This is a genomic window from Hoylesella oralis ATCC 33269, assembly GCF_000185145.2.
GTDB lineage: Bacteria > Bacteroidota > Bacteroidia > Bacteroidales > Bacteroidaceae > Prevotella > Prevotella phocaeensis.
On sequence record NZ_GL833119.1, the window covers coordinates 698,028 to 717,501 of the forward strand.

General features: G+C 45.3%; 16 protein-coding genes. 9 read left to right on the forward strand and 7 right to left on the reverse strand.

Annotation, left to right across the window (positions count from 1 at the left end; genetic code table 11):
• Positions 1 to 105: 105 nt before the first annotated feature.
• From HMPREF0663_RS05530 to HMPREF0663_RS05540, 3 genes are all read right to left on the reverse strand, one after another.
• Entirely contained in the window at positions 106 to 1,008 is a 903-nt protein-coding gene (locus HMPREF0663_RS05530) for a tetratricopeptide repeat protein (RefSeq protein ID WP_004369303.1), read from the reverse strand.
• A 120-nt stretch (positions 1,009 to 1,128) separates the two neighbouring features.
• A complete protein-coding gene (locus HMPREF0663_RS05535; RefSeq protein ID WP_004369305.1) occupies positions 1,129 to 2,361 on the reverse strand; it encodes a GH25 family lysozyme in 1,233 nt (410 codons plus the stop codon).
• Entirely contained in the window at positions 2,358 to 3,377 is a 1,020-nt protein-coding gene (locus tag HMPREF0663_RS05540; RefSeq protein WP_004369306.1) for a hypothetical protein, read from the reverse strand. The genes HMPREF0663_RS05535 and HMPREF0663_RS05540 overlap by 4 nt, the downstream gene beginning before the upstream one ends.
• Positions 3,378 to 3,597: 220 nt before the next feature.
• Here HMPREF0663_RS05540 and HMPREF0663_RS05545 point away from each other — a divergent pair, with 220 nt between their 5' ends.
• The gene (locus HMPREF0663_RS05545) at positions 3,598 to 4,848 is read left to right on the forward strand and encodes a family 43 glycosylhydrolase (protein WP_004369307.1); all 1,251 of its coding nucleotides are present in this window, start codon (positions 3,598 to 3,600) and stop codon (positions 4,846 to 4,848) included.
• Positions 4,849 to 4,957: 109 nt separating this feature from the next.
• On the opposite strand, the gene HMPREF0663_RS05550 is transcribed toward HMPREF0663_RS05545, so the two are convergent.
• The gene (locus HMPREF0663_RS05550) at positions 4,958 to 6,409 is read right to left on the reverse strand and encodes a sialate O-acetylesterase (RefSeq protein WP_004369308.1); all 1,452 of its coding nucleotides are present in this window, start codon (positions 6,407 to 6,409) and stop codon (positions 4,958 to 4,960) included.
• Positions 6,410 to 6,628: 219 nt separating this feature from the next.
• Here HMPREF0663_RS05550 and crcB point away from each other — a divergent pair, with 219 nt between their 5' ends.
• The 6 genes from crcB (at position 6,629) to HMPREF0663_RS05580 (ending at position 14,761) form a co-directional block, all read left to right on the forward strand.
• Positions 6,629 to 7,009, forward strand: coding sequence for a fluoride efflux transporter CrcB (gene crcB / locus HMPREF0663_RS12195; protein WP_231375171.1), 381 nt, complete (start codon positions 6,629 to 6,631; stop codon positions 7,007 to 7,009).
• Between the two features lie 77 nt (positions 7,010 to 7,086).
• Complete coding sequence (locus tag HMPREF0663_RS05560; protein ID WP_016665470.1) at positions 7,087 to 9,306, forward strand: putative Ig domain-containing protein; 2,220 nt, start codon at positions 7,087 to 7,089, stop codon at positions 9,304 to 9,306.
• A gap of 183 nt (positions 9,307 to 9,489) precedes the next feature.
• The gene (locus HMPREF0663_RS05565; protein ID WP_004369311.1) at positions 9,490 to 10,671 is read left to right on the forward strand and encodes a redoxin domain-containing protein; all 1,182 of its coding nucleotides are present in this window, start codon (positions 9,490 to 9,492) and stop codon (positions 10,669 to 10,671) included.
• Between the two features lie 180 nt (positions 10,672 to 10,851).
• Positions 10,852 to 11,346 (forward strand): hypothetical protein, encoded by a 495-nt coding sequence (locus tag HMPREF0663_RS05570; RefSeq protein WP_004369312.1) that lies wholly within the window; start codon positions 10,852 to 10,854, stop codon positions 11,344 to 11,346.
• 5 nt (positions 11,347 to 11,351) lie between these two features.
• Positions 11,352 to 13,781 carry a DUF3160 domain-containing protein gene (locus HMPREF0663_RS05575; RefSeq protein ID WP_004369313.1) on the forward strand — a complete coding sequence of 810 codons (2,430 nt, stop codon included), beginning with the start codon at positions 11,352 to 11,354 and terminating at the stop codon, positions 13,779 to 13,781.
• Positions 13,781 to 14,761: a CapA family protein gene (locus HMPREF0663_RS05580; RefSeq protein WP_004369314.1), complete on the forward strand. Its 981-nt coding sequence runs from the start codon at positions 13,781 to 13,783 to the stop codon at positions 14,759 to 14,761. The genes HMPREF0663_RS05575 and HMPREF0663_RS05580 overlap by 1 nt, the downstream gene beginning before the upstream one ends.
• On the opposite strand, the gene HMPREF0663_RS05585 is transcribed toward HMPREF0663_RS05580, so the two are convergent.
• Entirely contained in the window at positions 14,751 to 16,010 is a 1,260-nt protein-coding gene (locus tag HMPREF0663_RS05585) for a phosphatidylinositol-specific phospholipase C domain-containing protein (protein WP_004369315.1), read from the reverse strand. The genes HMPREF0663_RS05580 and HMPREF0663_RS05585 overlap by 11 nt on opposite strands.
• Before the next feature lie 53 nt (positions 16,011 to 16,063).
• On the reverse strand, positions 16,064 to 16,888 hold the full coding sequence (locus tag HMPREF0663_RS05590) for an alpha/beta hydrolase (protein WP_004369316.1): 825 nt from the start codon (positions 16,886 to 16,888) through the stop codon (positions 16,064 to 16,066).
• A gap of 471 nt (positions 16,889 to 17,359) precedes the next feature.
• On the opposite strand from HMPREF0663_RS05590, the gene HMPREF0663_RS05595 reads away from it, so the two are divergent.
• Positions 17,360 to 17,884, forward strand: coding sequence for an NUDIX hydrolase (locus HMPREF0663_RS05595; protein ID WP_004369318.1), 525 nt, complete (start codon positions 17,360 to 17,362; stop codon positions 17,882 to 17,884).
• A 193-nt stretch (positions 17,885 to 18,077) separates the two neighbouring features.
• Here the strand turns inward: HMPREF0663_RS05595 and recO are convergent, their stop codons facing one another.
• Positions 18,078 to 18,806 carry a DNA repair protein RecO gene (recO, locus tag HMPREF0663_RS05600; protein WP_004369319.1) on the reverse strand — a complete coding sequence of 243 codons (729 nt, stop codon included), beginning with the start codon at positions 18,804 to 18,806 and terminating at the stop codon, positions 18,078 to 18,080.
• 214 nt (positions 18,807 to 19,020) lie between these two features.
• Between recO and rpsT the strand changes: the two genes are divergently transcribed.
• Positions 19,021 to 19,275 carry a 30S ribosomal protein S20 gene (rpsT, locus tag HMPREF0663_RS05605; protein ID WP_004369320.1) on the forward strand — a complete coding sequence of 85 codons (255 nt, stop codon included), beginning with the start codon at positions 19,021 to 19,023 and terminating at the stop codon, positions 19,273 to 19,275.
• Positions 19,276 to 19,474: the final 199 nt, after the last annotated feature.

Sequence of the window (19,474 nt, forward strand, 5' to 3'; positions counted from 1 at the left end):
ATGCCATCTAAGCGCGTTAGATGGCATATCTGTCTTTGCCGTATGATATACCTCGCAAAATAAGGGAGGTTTTATAACCGTAGAACGAGATAAACATTGCGCTCTTTATTTGCCTTTCAAGCTGCGCAAAGCCTGCCGTGCAGCGGTGGCAATATCTGCGTTTTTACTGTTTGCAAGCGGTTGGTAATTCGCGATAGCATTCTTCTTATCGCCCGTCTTTTCGTAGCATATCGCCAGATTAAAGGCAACGATATCGTCTTCGGGAGCGTCTTTATGGATGGAAGCAAACAGGGGTAACGCCTCCGCATAATTGCCCTTCATGGCTAAAAGAGAGGCTTTGTTCGACCTGAGACGGATGTCTTCGGGGTATGCAGCCAACACCATTTCGTTCAATTCGTATGCCGGTTTGTTGTCGTTTATATCGAGTAATTGGTTAAAATAGTCTTGCATCGTGTCTATAAGGAATTCTTTACCGTCGGCAAAGGGTTTGTTCAGCGTCCATAACCATTGGTTACGGTTCGTTTTCGAACGTTCTATAACCTTGCTAAGTTGACTTAGAGCGTCGTCATACAATCCTTGTTTCAGCAACATGTGTACCTTTCCGAAAGGCAAGTCTATGCGGTCGGGGTATTTCCTTATGCCTTCATCTATCTTTGCATAGGCTGCCTGCATGAGTTTGTCGTTATATTCGGTTTGCCCGTACAGGTAACCTGCCGTCTCTTTCGTGGTATCGTTCTGCAGTTCCAGATACTGTTCTCCGTCGGCAGGTTTAACGGTCGACAGACTCAGAACTTCCTCCATTGCGCGTTTCACGTAATAGTTGTACCACGCGGCAATAACGTCCGGCGAATTCGGTTCGGCCTTCTCCCACCGGCAGATGCAGTCTTTCAGCGCGATAGTATCGCCGTCGTTCAACAGTTTCTTGTACTTGTCGAACCATTCCTGCTGCGCATTGAGCGTGCCGGTTGCTAAGGCAATGAATGTTATTGCAAGAAATAATCGTTTCATATACGGATGTTTGTTGGTTATACAAGGCGAAGATAATATAATATTTCCATACATGGAGCATTTGAAGAGCGGAAATATAAAAAGAACGGAATAATTTTCTTTCTTGTAAAAACGTTATTTTTAATTCTTTGTTTCCGTGGTTCTGTTTCCCGAACCGATACACTCTGTTTGCAGAAACTCGTTGAAACGACTGTGATATCCGTTGAATACGCTGATATCGACCTCGCCGTGTATGCCGCTCACTCGTCCGTCGGGGCACAGCTGCCAGTATACCAGATGCACGTTGGGCTTATATTCTCCGTAGCGTGCAATCCATATATTGTAGTCGCGGATGATATCGGGAGCTTCGGGAAGATGCTTGTTTACGAAACTTTGACTGATATAAAGAACGGGACGAACGCCCGTATGACGCCTTACGATACGCAACCAAGTGCGCACAGAAGTAAAGAGTACCGCCGTTCCACCCATCTTTCGAATTTGTCGGGGCGACGGTTCGACGTCTAAAACCGGTGGGAGATCGCCTGCAAGAAACCGCGAATTTTTCAGGAAGAAACGGGCTTGAGCAGCGGCATCCGATGTGGTTGAGAAGAAATGATAAGCCCCGCAACGAATGTTTTTGTGCCGTGCAGCGGCGTAATCTGCATGGTAATATCGGTTTTTAACGGTAATACCTTCGGTCGATTTGATATAACAAAAGCTGACAGGATAGTCGACTGTGCCATTTACGCGTTTGTTACTGATGGTTCCTAAGTGGGTTATACGGATATTATCCCAACGGATTGTGAAGCGTTTACGGCCTTTTTCGTGCTGAAAACGCGATATGTCGATGCCATAGATGCGCTCTGTAGTGTACTCCAACCGTTCACCTTTATATATATTATGGTACCACTCGCCCAAACGCAGATAGGCTCCGGGGGCGATGGCGAAGCCGAAACCCGTGCGCATGTTGTCTTTCCAATGCCCTTCGTAGTACTCCCCATCGAATGCGGTGTAGGTTCCTGTGCCCGATGCCGTGCAGTTCCGGTCGAGATCTCCGCGGTAGATACCTGCGCTGTCTGTCCTTATACCGCCGATAAGCGTATCGGTTTGCCATGTTCCCACGATGCGATGTCCTTCACGGTCGGTACATATACCGTGCCCGTATCGCAATCCGTCTTTCCATTCTCCCTCGTATATCACGCTGTCTTTGTACTTCAATCGGCCGTAGCCGTTGTATTTACCGTTGGAATACCCGCCCTGATAGCAGTATGCGCCGGTCTTAACGATGGCCTGTTGGGGATGTTCTATTTCGTTGCAGGCACAGAAGAACAGCGCTACAGGCAGTAGGCGAAGGGCGTAAAACGTTCTTTTCATGGTTGTTTTTCGTTGTTGAAAAGATCGGAAAGGACAGTTCTGTCAACGACATTTCCGCCGAGCAGACAGCCCATGAACCATCCGTGTGCGGTGAAAACAGGCGATCCGTCGCCGGCAAGTACGGGGGATATGTCGCATGCATTGCCCGTCTTATCGGCCGGAACAATGGTTGCACGAGTAGAATAGGTGGTAAATAACGGCTCTTGAAGGCCGCCGAAGCCTGTTACAAGTACCTTCCCGTCGTCGTTGGCATGCCATGGAAGCCATCTGAGAGGACTCGCTCCCGCGGGTGTTTCTTTGTTCTGTGTTTGCAAAAGATATAGTTTTCCATCGGCAGATATACTCTTTTCTTTGCACATTTGTTGCTGAATACGACCATTGTCATTACGGTAGAAGACCTTGAAAAGGCGTTTGTGGTGCAACGAGAGGGTACACTTGGCGGTATCGATGCTATCGATCAAAGTCGCAAGACGACGGGTTTCGCGCAGCTTGGAGGCAATCCCGACTTCGAAATTCGCTACCATTGCGTAGCCTTCATCCTGTACTCCGTGGGCACGCAGGAAGTATCTGAGTTCGGCATCCTGCAGGCGTAAGCCTTTTAGAAGTCGTTTCAGCCTTGTTTTTTCATGGTTCAATTGCTGATGGATATCGGTTGTCACCTTTTTCTCTGCACCGGCGAATGCTGTTATGACTCTTCCCTTGCACGACGGAAAGAGCCACCAACGGTCTATCCAGAAACCTGTTGATCGCCATAGAGTAACCGAAGAATCGCGATGAACCGATAGCCTGCCGAGTACGGAATCGCTCTTTTCGTCGCTGAAATAGAGCATAGGGCGGCCGTTGATAGCAATTTCGTACCACGAAGACCGTTCGACAATTACTGTCGACCGCACCATCTGCCGGCCCGAAAAGCGCCAACTTCTCCATGCACCCAGTAAGGCTGCGGCAATTGCAAGTACGATTATGAACAGCCACAGACTCTTTCTTGTACGAATACAAGATAACAATCGTTTCATCACAACGCAAAGTTACGATAATTTTTATTGATTGCCAAGGCTTCCGTTTATTTAGGCTATCATTATTTTTCGGTGGGTGAAACGTAGATTTAATGCCGTTTTAACATCTTTTTACGGTTAGGAAAGCGATGCTTTTATATATAATAAGTACCTTTGTCAATACTTAATACCGTTGCTATTTTACTAAACTGTAGATTATTAAACTAAACAATATTATTGCATGAATAGAATTAAAGTGTTGTTATTTGCCCTGCTTGTCTGTGGTACAACGTATGCTGCAACGACGAAGTACAGCAATCCGGTGATTAAAAGAAGTGTTCCTGATCCTACTGTTATAAGGGGCCAAGACGGTTATTTCTATCTTTATGGCACAGAAGATATACACAATACGCCGATTTTCAAGTCGAGGAACTTGGTTCGTTGGTTATATGTAGGCACGGCATTTACCGATGCAACGCGCCCATCTATGGTTCCCGGTGGCGGTATATGGGCACCCGACATCAATTACATTAATGGGAAATACGTAATGTATTACTCTATGTCTGTCTGGGGAGGGCTTGAAACCTGCGGTATAGGTGTGGCCTATGCCGACAAGCCCGAAGGCCCGTTTACGGATCATGGTAAACTTTTCATCAGTAAAGATATAGGAGTGCTGAACAGTATCGATCCTTTTTATATAGAAGATGGCGGACATAAGTATCTTTTCTGGGGGAGTTTCCGCGGCATTTACGGCATTGAACTCTCCGAAGACGGCCTCTCTGTAAAAGACGGAGCGGTAAAGAAACAGATCGCGGGATGGTCTATAGAGGCGACATACATTATCAAACACGGCGATTATTATTATCTCTTCGGCTCTCGCGGCACGTGTTGTAATGGCGCAGAAAGTACTTATAAGGTGGTTATGACGCGCTCGAAGAACCTTTTCGGGCCCTATCTGGATAAAGATGGCGATAACATTTTGAACGGTTATAACTACAGTTGGTTCCTGAATGGCAATGATGTAGTGGCGGGACCCGGGCATAATTCCGAGTTTATACAGGATGACAATGGCCAGTATTGGGTTTTATACCACGGTTATACCAAGGAAAATCCGGGGCTGGGCAGGCAGGTTTTCCTCGATAAAGTGTACTGGGGAGACGACGGATGGCCATATATAAAGGACAATCAGCCTTCGGCCGAGGAAGACAAACCGGTATTTTCGACTACTGCTATCGATGAGATAGAAGGCGAAAGTGTACTGAACGGGGGCATTACAATCTCGCCGCGAATGGTGAAGAACGACTTTACGATCGGCGAAAACGGTACAAAAGGCTTCGTTTGGAGTATCACCGGTCTTAGCGGGGAGATAGTGAAAACGGGAAAAGGCAAGGGCCGTATCGTTGTTGACTGCTATGATGTGCCCGAAGGAATGTATGTGGTAACAGTGAAAAACCACACAGGCAAAAGTACTGCCAAGATCATTAAATATTGATAGGGCCGACGCCTTTTGAATACAAATGCCTTTCAGACGGATTGCAGGTCTGAAAGGCATTCTTGTTTTATGTTCGTTCTAGTGGTGCCGACCGAAGCTCTCGCCGCATTTATTTGCGGTTGTAAGTAATGCCGGGCCAATCGTCTGTGCGGAACGGAGATGCCGGCAATCCTGCTTTGTTCTGTAGGTTACAAACGGGATTATCGGCCCATGCGTAGCGTACAGCCACGGGAAATGATACCTCGGGACATGTTACGACTACGTTATTGCCGTCGATTACGGCTGTTGCCCAGTGGAACACGCGGTCTATACCGGCTATGCTGAAACCTTTGGGCGCACCGTCTGCTGCTTTCAGACCGCCGTCTGCATGGTCGAAGAAAATACGAATTTTGTTTCCCTCTATGCGATATGAGCGGTATATGGGGCCCGAATAAGTAATTTGTTCGCCATATGTAAGCGCCCTTGCCGGCAATGCAAGACGCCTGCCAGCCTCTTGTTTGTTCTTCGGATGTATGTCTTTCGCATCGCCTACATCGATAAGAACGGCGATCCCCGTATTCTCCATGTTCAATGCACGCAGCTGAGCCTCGCGCAATTCGGCCCATTCGGAGGGCGCAGGCTCGGCTTTCGTATCCATATAATTGGCCAGTTGTGCAATGTAGAACGGGAAACTATAGCCCCATCTCGTGCGCCAATCGTTAATCATCAGCGGCAGCAACGATCGGTATTGATAAGCCCTACCGGCATTATATTCCCCTTGATACCAAATAACTCCTTTAATCGTAAAAGGTACAAGCGGGTTGATCATGGCGTTGAAGAGCGCCGTAGGTTCATTACCTTTAACGGGCGTTGCTGCCGGAGCCTCGGTGGAATGGGCGAAAATGTCGGCCATTCGCTCCTTATAGTCGGGGTGTGTGGCAAGCGCTTTGCCGCTTGTCCATGCTTCGATAGGCGTTCCGCCCCAGCAACTCTGTATAAGTCCGATGGGTACATGGCAGTATTTCTCGAGTTCTCTGCCAAAGAAATAAGCCGTAGACGAAAATTCTTTAATGCTGTTCGCACTGCATACCTGCCATCCGCAGGCCACTGCGGAGAAGTGTTCGGCGGGCTTAGCGGCGGTAACTTTATCGAGTTGCAGCAGCCGGATATTGGGATGTTGCTGCGCTTCCTGCTCTTCGTCTTTGTAATTCATAACCTTTCCCCATCCTTCAATGGGCATCTCCATGTTCGATTGCCCCGAACAAAGCCACACTTCGCCTACCAATACGTTTTTCAGGTCTATGGGCTTTCCGTCTGTAATGCGTATGTCGTAGGGGCCGCCTGCCGCGGGTGTTTCTATCGTTACTTGCCATTTGCCCTGCTTGTCGGCCTTGGTAACGTAGGTTTTACGGTTCCACGAGGGAGTTACTTTAACGGTTTTTCCCGGCTTTGTTTCGCCCCAAACGGGCACCGATGCCTGCTGTTGCAGCACCATGTTGTCGGTGAACAGCGGTTGTAACCTTACTTGTGCCCGCACAGACAGCACGCAGACAAGTAATAGAAATGCGATTTTGTTTCTCATGCGTTTATGTTTTATAATGTTTTAAATGGCGATTTACGGTTACAAAGATACGGCGTTTTTTCGATATTCGTAGCAAATGTTTCGGATAAATGGCACTTTTATGCAATACAGATATATCTCATAAGGTGCATAGACGGTGTGTCTGTCGGACATATATGTATCATCTATCCGAGGCAGAAATATACATTGTTTCGGTTTTTTTACTATCTTTGCAACGTGATGATGGCCAAAAGCATACTTTATGTGGCACTTGGAGGAGCCTTAGGCTCGGTGTTGCGCTTCGTTGTATCGCGGTTCTTGCAAGAACATGCAGCCACGATATTTCCCGTAGGCACCATGATTGTGAACCTTGTGGGATGCCTGTTGATAGGTATTATCTACGGTATTGCCGATAAAGGCATGGCGATGAGCGTCAGCGTAAGACTGTTTCTGACCGTTGGCTTGTGCGGTGGATTTACCACGTTTTCTACCTTTTGCAACGAAAGTTTGTATTTACTCCGTGCCGATAACATACTTTTGGGAGCCCTATACATGGGTGGCAGCGTAGCTTTAGGGATGATTGCCGTGTTCGCAGGGGCATGTGCAGCGAAAGCATTCTGATACTCTTACGCCTTTATGGTAGCGGTATTGCCGATGAAAAGGCTTTGTATATGAAATCTAAATATATTATTTACATCATGAAAAAAACATTATTTATTGCATTATTGCTCATGGCTTCGGTCGGTACATGGGCACAACAGTTATCGTTCAGCCGACTGAAAATCCACGAAGGCGATAACCCTGAATGGAAAAAAGCCGATTTCAACGACAGTAATTGGAACGAGGTGGATGTACAAGGTTCGGCAAACAGGAATGTTATCGGTAAGCCCGACAGCTACAGTTGGTACCGAATAAAGTTTGTTTTGCCGTCGGCCATGCTCGAAAAGTCGACGCTTAAAAAGGTGTTGCAGTTATATCTCGGCAAGATAGACGATGCGGACGAGACTTATCTGAACGGGCATTTCATAGGTTCTACCGGCCGTATGCCGGAGCAAACGGGCGGATATGTGGGCGCTTGGGAAGAGGAACGCCGTTATGAGGTAGGCGCACAAAGTCCGTTCGTACATTGGGGTAAGGAAAACGTGTTGGCCGTAAGAGTGTACAATGGCGGCGGACAAGGCGGCATGTATGGCGGTCCGATAATATTAAAAGTACCGGATTTGCTCGATGGAATGGGCATAAATTTCTCTGAGTTCAAGGCTAAAAGAGGCATGATGTGCCAGTGCCGTTTGGACAATGCTTTCAAACAGCAGCAAAAGGGAGTGCTTACATTAACGCTGTTCGATCCGGAAAGCGGTGCTATCTTGGCTACAGTTACTCATAAGGTAGCCTTGAAAGGAAATACGAATAAGACGTATGCCATGGCTTATGATACTGACCGTTTGCTGCGTATGAAAGCTGTGTATCGTGATGACGCTACGGGTAAGGAGGCTGTACGCAGTTATACGCCGAAATATATCCTTACTCCGAAAGCGCCGGCTGCACCGCGTATAAACAGTGCAGAGCGCTTCGGAGTACGACCGGAGTCGCCTGTAATCTACCGTATTCCTGCATCCGGCGAGCGTCCTATGGTATTCTCGGTGCGCAATCTGCCCGAAGGACTTGCGCTCGATGCCGAGCATGGCATTATCAGCGGTACGTTGAAAGCCGGTGGGGAGTACGAAATGACGCTCGTGGCCGAGAACAGTAAAGGTGCCGACGAGCGCAAATTCACCATTTGTGTGGGCGACAAAATAGCGTTGACTCCACCGATGGGGTGGAATAGTTGGAACTGCTGGGGCCTTAGTGTGTCGCAGGAAAAGGTGATGTCTTCCGCTCAAGCGATGATAGACAAGGGACTTACCGATTACGGATATGCCTATATCAATGTGGATGATGCATGGGAAGCGCCGCAACGCAATACGGATGGCACCATTGCAGTGAACGAGAAATTCCCCGATATGGCCGGATTGGGCAGATGGTTGCATGGTAACGGGCTGAAGTTCGGTATATATTCTTCTCCCGGAGACCGTACCTGCGGCGGCTATTTGGGCTCTTTAGACCACGAAGAACTCGATGCACGAACGTATAACAGTTGGGGTGTGGATTATCTGAAGTACGACTGGTGCGGCTATTCCCGCGTGTTCGATGCGGAAAAGGATCATAGCACGGCTGCTTATGTGCGCCCCTACCTGAAGATGGAGCGCTATCTACGCCTCATGCCTCGCGATATATTCTACAGTCTTTGCCAATATGGCATGGCTAAAGTATGGGAATGGGGCCACGCAGTGGATGCTAATTCGTGGCGAACCACGGGAGATATCACCGATACATGGGAGTCGTTGTACGACATTGGGTTCGTACAACAGGCGGAACTTTATCCATATGCCGGCCCCGGACATTGGAACGATCCCGATATGTTGATAGTTGGAAAGGTGGGATGGAGTGCGAATTTGCGCGATACACGCCTTACTCCCGACGAACAGTACACACACATAAGCCTGTGGACTCTACTGTCTGCCAACATGTTAATAGGCTGCGACATCAGTCAGATAGACGATTTTACGCTAAATCTTCTTTGCAATAACGAGGTTAATGCCATAAACCAAGACGTTTTGGGCAAGCAGGCAAGGCGCGTAGTCGTAGATGGCGACATTCAAATATGGGCAAAACCTTTAAACGATGGCAGCCATGCAGTAGGCATATTCAATGTGGGAACCGATGACAGGAGAGTGGATTTCGCGAAATACTTCGATGAAATGGGCATAAAACAACTGAAAACCGTGAGAGATTTATGGCGGCAGAAAGACCTGAATCCGGCACAAACAACCTACTTCATACCTACACATGGGGTGAAATATATTAAGGTAACGTATTGATACTCGTACCGAGCTGTACAGGAACAACTATCGGGAGCGGAGCGTAGAACGTGCGGTTTATGCTCCGCTTCGTACTGTGCGGTTCTGCAACACAATGCATGTATGCAACAAAAACACGGTTTTATTTTGTCTTCTCAGCTATTTACAGTATTTTTGCACATATAACTCGAAAATGCAACAAGCATGAAAATTTCCAATTTCTTTTCTATTGTAGCCATCGTACTGGCCGCAATAACTGTAAGTTCTTGCAACAACCGTAAGTTTCAGGTGGACGGTACGATTACAGATGCCAAGGATTCTACGCTCTATTTTGAGAACATGAGTCTGAATGGTCCGGTAGTTGTAGACTCGATAAAACTCGATGCAGACGGCACATTCCTATTTAAGAGCGATGCCGGAGAGGCGCCGGAATTCTATCGTTTGCGCATTGCAGACCAGATAATCAATGTATCTATCGACTCTACAGAGACAATTACCGTAAAAGCAGCTTATCCTTCGATGGCTTACCAGTATGAGATAAGCGGATCGGAAGACTGCTCCAAAATCAAAGAACTGGCACTATTGCAAATGCGGTTGCAAGGACAAATCAACGCAATAGCACAAAATCCCGACCTTGGAGTAGATGCCATGAACGATAGTATAGACAGGGTAATGCAGGCATATAAGACGAACGTGAAGATGAATTATATCTATAAAGAGCCGATGAAAGCCTATGCATACTTCGCATTGTTCCAAACTGTGAGGCTTGGAAATACCGTTTCGCTGATATTCAACCCGCGTAGTAGTGCGGAAGACATTAAGGCTTTTGCTGCCGTTGCTACCAGTTGGGACACGTATTATCCCGATGCAGAGCGCGGAAAGAACCTGCACAACATTGCCATAGAGGGCATGAAAGATGTACGCATTATACGTAATAAGATGGCACAGACGTTGGATGCTTCTAAAATAAATACCAGCGGTGTGCTCGATATCGTACTGCAAGACAATAAAGGAGTTACCCGCAAGCTCACCGACCTGAAGGGAAAAGTGGTATTTCTCGACTTTCATCTGTTTTCGGGCGAGGGCTCTACCAAGCGTATCATGATGTTGCGCGACTTATACAACAAGTATCATGCAGCCGGATTTGAGATATATCAGGTGTCTATAGATCCCGATGAACATTTCTGGAAGACACAGACAGCAGCGCTGCCGTGGGTGAGCGTGCGCGATGAAAACGGAGTTAACAGCCGGTATCTTATAAGTTACAACGTACAACAGCTACCTACTTTCTATCTTCTTGGGCGCGATGGCGTGGTATATAAGCGCGATGTGCAGATCAAAGACATAGATGCCGATGTTAAGGCATTGCTCTCGCGAGGTGGCTAAAATAAGGATCTTTTTATGGCAAACGCAGTGTATGAACGAAACAGTCCGTGCGTTGCGTTTTCCTTTTTTGATAAAATATGGAAGATAGAGCACGGGTTTATTGTCTTTATTGCGTATATTTGTCGATGATATTCTATACATGTAAGCTCGATAAACAGATAGTTTAATTTGGAAAGAACTATGTACCGCAAACGGTTACTGTCATTCATACCTCTTATTCTTATGGGAAGTACCTGCCATGCACAGCAGTTCCGTCTTGAGAAAAAGACCGACAGTTTGTACATACTCGTATTGACCACCGATTCTACCCGTGATGAATGGCGCCTTCCATACCCCGTCTATCGGTTTTGTACGGGCGATGTAAACGGCGATGGCAGTACAGATGCTATAGTTGGAGTTGTCAAACGTACGCGTTTTTATAAAGATATGGGGCACCGATTGTTTATTTTTAAGAACAAACGAGGGTATGTTCGTCCGCTTTGGATGGGTTCTAAATTGGGCGGAATACTACAGGATTTTCGTTTTACAGATGGCAAAGTGCGCAGTTTGGAGGCCACTGCAGACGGCAAATATGTAGTGGCCGAGTACAGTTGGCTATCGTTCGGCCTGTCGTTCGAACGTTTCTTGTGTAAAGAAGTCGGGCGCAATAAAGCTATTAAAATATTTAATCGTTAAGAACTATGAGGAAATTTATTACCGTTATCTTATTGCTCTTCGCGATATACAGCGTTTGGGCACAAAAGAAAAGTATTATCATTCCCGGTAATGGACATATCGATGTAGAGAAACTTAACAAGCCTATTGATCTTAATATGGACTTGTCTAAGCTCACTCTGAGCGAGCTTCGTGTGCTACGTAATTCCTTTGCTGCACGGCAAGGTTATGTGTTTATGGAAGCCGACCTGCGCAGTTTGTTCTCACAAACATCGTGGTACGACTCGTTGATGTGGAAACGTTTCGAGCCTAAAGACCGTGAAGTTTGGGGCTTTTTTGATAGAGAAGGAATTTATAACGAGGCTCCTATTCATTGTACAAAGGAAGAGTTGCAGTTTATTAATCGCATTCAAGAACGCGAAGATGAACTCGTTAGAAATGATGGTAATATAAGAGAAGACGGTTCTGTGAATATGAGAAACCTGATAAACCCATATCAGGTGGAGCGTTTCGATCCTAAATTAAAGGCCGCTTTGGGCGAAAAAGGCTTCGCAATCGTACCGTCTAACGGGCTTCAGTTGTTCCATGTGTACGAGAAGAACGACTATAGTAACTTCCCAAGTTTTGTAACTACCGATCTTTATTTACAGCTTTTCCATCTTTATTTCGACTCAGTGCTACGCGAGATCGAGGAAGACAAATTCCATGATATGCTCATGCAATTGAGTCGGGATATGTATCGATATTTTTCGATTATGGCAAACGATAGGTCTACTCCGTCTGTTTTAGTAGATAATGCGGCATGGTGTCAGGCGTATTTCGGTGTATCTGTCGGTCTTCTTTCGGGCAAATTGCCCGATGGTTTGAAAGGAACGTACAAGAAAGAATGTACCGATGAAATGGGTAAAATTATGAAATCGGAAAACAATTTTTCCGATCTGTTGGAGTTCCATGATGTGTATTTCAATTATAGCCTGTTCTGTCCACGTGGACATTATACCCGTTCAGAGCTGTTAAAACGCTATTTTCGGGCTATGATGTGGCTGCAAACCGCGCCTTTCGGTACCGATAAGCCCGAACAGCTGCAGCGGGCAGTGATGATTGCCCATGCTATTGGCGCTAATCCTTCTATGTTCAAAGCCTATAACAATATCTTCGAACCGATGACATTTTTAATGGGTAAGCCTGATAATGTGACGATTTTGCAGGTGTATGATGCGTATAAAAAGCAGGAAAAGCCGTTGGATGAATTCTTTAAGAACCAAGAATTGATGACTGATTTGCGCAGTGAAATCGAGGAAATTGCACGAAGTCAGACACGTATCAAGCCCAAATTCGAACGCACGAGCGCTTGTAAAATCAACCTGATGCCGCAACGTTATCAGCCTGATGCCGAGGTATTGCAGGAGATGGTCGACTATGAAAGTCCGGTAACCAAGCGAGATACGCCCAAAGGATTGGATGTTATGGCAGCTATGGGCAGCATCGAAGCCGAACGGATATTACTTGAAGAATTGAAAGAGGGCGAGAATTGGAGCGGTTATAAGCCAATGCTTCAGAAAATGAAAGCACAGATGAAAGAGATAGATTGGTCTGAAACCGTTTCCACAAAATGGTTGGATGCGTTAAAAACCATGAATGATACGGTGTCAGACCATCGACTTCCTTATTTTATGCTCACTTCCCAATGGAAGAAAAAAGAGCTCAACACGGCTTTGGCATCATGGGCAGAGCTGAAACATGATGCCATTCTCTACGCTAAACAGCCGATGGGAGCCGAATGTGGAGGAGGTGGACTGCCTGAACCTATAGTACATGGTTATGTTGAACCCAACATTAAGTTCTGGAAGAAGGCCGTAGCGTTGGTGAACAATATGGAAGAAATCTTGACCAAATATGGATTGTTGACCGATAAGGCTATGGCTACTACGGAGCAAATTATAGACCATACCGAGTTTCTTTTACGCATCAGTAAGAAAGAGTTATCGTCTGATATGCTGTCGGAACAGGAATATAAGCAGATTGAAATCATCGGTTCTACTTTCGAGAATATCTCTTTAGACCTCGTACGTGATAAAGATCAGATGCTTGTGGGATGGGATGATATTCAAGGAACGGATAAATCGATTGCCGTAGTTGCCGATGTATATACAGCAAATGCCGTTAATAACCCGCCTGAAAAGCACTCTATTCTTTACGAGGCAGTGGGTCCGGTAGACGAAATCTATGTGGTTGTGGAGGTTAACAATCGTCTTTATCTGACACGCGGAGCCGTTTTTTCGTACCGAGAGTTTAAGCAATCGACCGATGAACAGCGCCTAACGGACGAAGAGTGGCAGCAAAAACTCAAGACAAACCCGCGTAAGGGTGTGCCTACATGGATGAAAGAGGTTGTTATTCCGCTCGAAATACCGGTAGAAGATAACGATCGTGTCTTTTACGGTTCAGGCTGCTAATGGTCCCGAGTGATACAAAAACTACCGATGAAATCGTGAAAAAATACGATCACAGAAAGCATACGGTCTTCATGCGTTTTGCAACTATGATAGCTGCATGTATTGTTTGTATGACGAAGGTATCGGCAATGGATACGCTGACTGTAATCTTTACAGGCGATATTTTGCTCGACAGAGGTGTTAGAAAGCACATAGAATGGGGCGGAACCGGCCGTCTGTTCTCGAAAGGTGTAGACTCCGTGCTCCGTAGTTCCGACATTGTGGTGGGTAATCTCGAATGTCCGGCGACGGAAATCGTGGCACCTGTTTACAAAAGGTTTATCTTCCGTGCCGAACCGAAGTGGCTCCAACTGCTTCGTCAGCATGGTTTCACACACCTGAACCTTGCGAATAACCACAGTATAGACCAAGGACGACGCGGCTTAATGGACACTTGGCGGAATATTGTGCGCGAGGGAATGGTGCCGATCGGTGCGGGTAAGAACATGAGAGAGGCTTCTCAACCGGTATGTATCGCGATGAAACCGCGAAAAATCTATGTTTTGGCATCGTTAAGGCTGCCGCTCGAGAACTACGCATACCTGCCCGACCGCCCCTGTGTGAGTCAAGAAAACATAGATACCCTACTGTCTCGTATCGCCGGTTTGAAGAAACAAGAACCCGATTGTTATATTATAGTAAGCCTGCATTGGGGGATCGAGCATACCACTTCCCCCACTTTACAGCAAAAGATAGATGCCCGACGCATCATAGATGCCGGTGCCGACTGCATGATATGCCACCATACACACACCTTACAGACTATAGAAATCTATAAGAACCATGCGATTTATTACAGCATAGGTAACTTCATATTCGACCAAAACAAACCGCTGAACGTTGCTGCATGTATGGTGAAACTGAAAATAAGCAAGCACTCGGCACAGTTGGAAACCATTCCCGTCAAGTCGGGGTTATGCGTAAAACTGGCTAAGGAATAACAACTTTCTTGATTGCTCCGGCAGCATGTATGATATATATGCCCTTGCGATTGATCTTAACCGTGTTTATTCCGCTTGCAACAGTGGTGCCATCGGTAGCGTAGACAACAATTTTACCATTCGCAGAGATCAAACCTTCCGATGAAACCGTGATATTTTGATTGGGATATGCCAATTCTTCGATCCCGTTCATTACGGCTTCCATCATCTTAGAACGGAAATTATTTTCAATTAAGGTATTAATAACACTTAATCCAGACACTTTGTATTTGCCCGATACATCGACGCCTGCGTAGTCTATCATTACCATTCCGGCGGGTCCGGTGTGGTTTCCATCGGCGAAATAATCAATCACTGTTTTATTTGTAACCGATGCATTGTGGCGATATCCATCGGATAAAGAGACGGCATTTCCAAATATATTCTGCACAAGCGAATAGCCTGATGTGTGATTGATTACCCATGGAGCCTGCTTTCCGTTATCTGTATTGCGAGCAGTAGAGAAGTCGAGCATCGTTATAATGGCTTGCACCTTGGTTTCCAACGCACCGTTTGCGGAGGTGTCATAAAAGTCTTGCACATAAAGAGAGCCCGAAGACGACGGTCCGGAGATACTTGCTCTGCCCTGACTCGGGAAGTCTGCCGCATGACTCCAGCCCCTAACGTAACCTCCGATGGGCACTGAATTATACATATCGCGGCTCAATACGAGGATTTTTCCGCGCAGATTGCCCACGGTGAGGTCAGGTTTATAGTCGGCAAACAGCCCTTTATAGGCATCGGAAGTAAGAATTTCTCTCATCATATTGCCCCATTGGGGATGATTTTTGTCGGCATCGTTTTCGTGACGCATAATAACAATAGCAAATTCCGTGGGGTTCTTTGCAAGTTTCTCGCGCAAAATATCGATGGCATCGGTAAATTTTATTTTCGTTTGCATGATGCCATGAAAGATATGCAAGCCCTTAATTCTGCCGAAACGTGTATGTACTGCCGGTCGAAGATCGAATGCCCGAACGCCGCAGTCCCATTGTTCGGCGAGCGTTTTGTCCTGTGTTAAGGCACATAGGTTGCCCAAAAGTGCAACGAGGGGGGTAAACCCTTCGCCGGTAGAAGCATCATGTGTGCCCGGTATGGATAACTGCGACACGTATGTATTGTCGCTAATGCGTGCCAACCAATTATCTGCAAGCAGATTGTGAGAACTTATCAGGCACGCGATAAGAACGGTACAGAGTTTTCGAGTCATAGAGTTTATTACTTTTGTTTATGTTTTGATAGATTATAGTTCTTACGTCTTTGTCAGAAACTTTGCAGCCATGATTTCAGTTCAAGTAGCATTTCGATGTGATACTTGAACGAGCTATTCATGCCGTATCCATGTCCACCGGAGGGATACACATGCAGCGACGCCGGTACATCGTGCTTGTAAAGCTCCATATAATAGTTTACACCGTTGGCAGGTTGCACTACATGATCATCGTCTGATAGAACTATGAAAGCTCTCGGAGTGCTACGTGTCACCTGCATGTCGTTGCTATAGTTGCGTTCATCCTTCTTTTGGGCCTCTTTTCCGAGCAACTTGTCGTGCGATCCCTGATGTGTAAAGCCCGGCTGCATGGTAATTACCGGATAAAAAAGCACCTGAAAATTGGGCTTTGCATCGCCTGTACTGTGGGTAGCTATGGTAGATGCGAGGTGTCCGCCGGCAGAAAATCCCATGATACCGATATCGTTTGCATTGATATGCCATGCGGCTGCGTTTCTTCTTACTAATTTAATGGCTTGTTCGGCATCGCTGACAGGAGCCATAGGTATGCCATGCGGCAGCCGATACTTGAGCACTATTGCGGCTATTCCCATATTATTAAAGAACGAAGACCAATCGGTTCCTTCGTGTATCATGGCAAGACCTTCGTATCCTCCGCCCGGGCAAATGACTATAGCGCGCCCTGTCGACTTCTTTACATCGGGCAAGAACACTTTCACTTTAGCCGTATCGGCACCGAAACCTGTATCGTATGGGGCTTTTCCGCTCCATAAATTCAGTTCGAAAGTATTCTGTGCACCGGCGGTAAGCGCCAGCGTCAATAAGCTAAGAATAGTAAATGGTCTTGATAATTTCATGTCGATATTTTGATTGTTTATTGGTTATTTTAATAACAAAGACAGTACAAACCGAACACAAAGAAGCCAGCTTCTATTTGTTGAGGTGCGGTTTATTTCATGCAAAGATACATTATTTTTTGTATATTCGAATAAAAAGTTGTTTTTCTTTGTGCAAAATGTTGGGAGAAGACCAGCTTGTTTGATAAGTTAAAGCAAGTTTTTTGTTCCTTTCTTGTTGTGAGATATGTTCAATGGAGTTTTGGCACAACCAAAATACATCGTATGTGTATCTTCGATAAACAGTACTTCTGTCTTGTTTACATATACCTCCTGATTTGCTTACAATATCAGTCTGTTGTCTCATTTTATCCGGCTTTTATTTCTTATACTTTTATTTAATTTCAACTTAATTGTATGATTATTTTAAATTATTGTACTTTTTTACGATAATTTGCACTATCTTTGTCATCATAAAAGTGAATACTTGTTATGCATTTATTGGAGAAATTTAAGTATTGTCCGGTATGTGGAAGCCATCATTTCAATGCCTCTACCGAGAAAAGCAAGAAGTGTGATAACTGCGGTTTTGAGTTCTTTCTTAATCCAAGTGCTGCATGTGCGGCCTTTATATTGAACGGTAAGGGGGAACTTCTTGTAGAACTACGGAAGAATGAGCCTGCAAAAGGTACGTATGATCTGCCCGGTGGTTTTGCCGATGTGGGCGAAACAAGCGAGGAAAACATAAGAAGAGAGGTGGAAGAAGAGACTGGTCTTGAGGTTACAAGTACGAAGTATCTGTTCAGTTTGCCCAATAAATACCGCTATAGCGAGATAGATATTCCTACACTCGATATGTTTTATCTCTGCGAGGTGACCGATACGTCGAAACTAAAGGCTGCCGACGATGCCGCTGAATGTATGTGGATGAAGCTCGAAGATATCCATCCGGAGCAATTCGGACTGCGCTCTGTGCGCCAAGGACTGTATCAGTTCTTGGAATACATGAAGAAATAAATTCTGCCACTCTGCAGAGAAAAACGCCATAAAAACACCGTTTGTCGAAATTCTGTGTCGTTTGTAAAACCCGAATTTCGGTAGAATACTTGCCAATATCAACAAACCGAAAAGCAAGCATACTTATAAAGGTGTGAAATATAGGGTAAGGGTATGGCACTGACAATACCCTTCCCGTCATGCTATCACGGTATTATGTGCTGAATAACTCTTTTAATATATGGAACGATTTGAGTTCGGGAAAGTTCGGAATGTGGAACCTGTAATAAGAGAGAATAATTTCGGCACAGCGGTTTCGTTGTTCTCGCGTCATTTTGAACAAGTGCATGGATTCATAATTCATACGAGTAAGAGTGTGGATGCGTGCAGCCTCCTCAGGGTGAAGAAAGTCGGGGTGAAGCGGTGCTGAAGCGGTAAAACATGCATTCCTTAGATCGAAATAGATATTATGGTCGTGATTGTCGAGATTGGGAAAGAAGCCGATAAACTTCGAAAGTCTCATCATGAAGACAAGATGGAAGTTGGCAATGTTGCCTTGTGAGGCATCGAGCCACTTAATACTTGCCTCGATATATCGGAATAAAGGCTCGTTCTGTTGCTCGCTTCGAGTACTGTAATACAGAAAATCGGCAAGAAAAAGCAATATCGTTAGCTTATAAGGATCGAATGGGATGTTGGAAAAGGGTGTTTCTATTCTTGCATTTTTAAGTCGTTGAAGTTTGGCGTTCTGTCTGAAGTCGAATTCTATTTCGAGTATCGTCAATGATTGGAAGAATTGTTTCTTTATTTTTGCTTTCGGATTTTTGGATATCTGTTGAATGAAAGATACGCGACCACAAGCTTCTGTAAATAGGTCAACGATTAGTTGGGCGTCGCCGAATTTCAGCGAATGGAATACTATGGCCTTGGTTTTTATCAGCATGAAGAGTAATTTTAAAGCGAAAATACAAAAAAACGGCGATACAATAAAGATTTATTTGATAAAATTTGGCAGGTAAAGAAAAAACATCTAACTTTGCACCCGCAAATAAAATCGCATGGTCCCTTCGTCTATCGGTTAGGACGAGAGATTTTCATTCTCTAAAGAGCAGTTCGACTCTGCTAGGGACTACATAAAATATAAGAAGAATTTAAAGATGGCAAATCACAAATCATCACTTAAAAGAATCCGTCAGGATAAAGTTAAGACTTTACATAATAAATATTATGCAAAGACTATGCGTAATGCTGTTCGTAAATTGCGCGCGATGACTAATAAGGAAGAAGCAGTAAAGCTTTATCCCGAAGTTCAGAAAATGTTGGACAAATTGGCTAAGACCAATATTATTCATAAGAACAAAGCCGCCAACTTAAAATCGAGTTTAGCTCTGCATATTAATAAGTTGGCATAATTTCTAACTTGGTATAATTAGTACGAAGGTCGTACTCCAGTAGGAGTGCGACCTTTTGTTATTTGTGCAAAATTATTATAGTGTTTTTTCTTTTTCGACATTTGTGGAAACTATTATTGCAGAAGAGCAGGCAAGTATGATGAGGAACTGAATGGAAATACGAAATGCGAATAATTTTCCGAGTGCGTATAAGGATGAG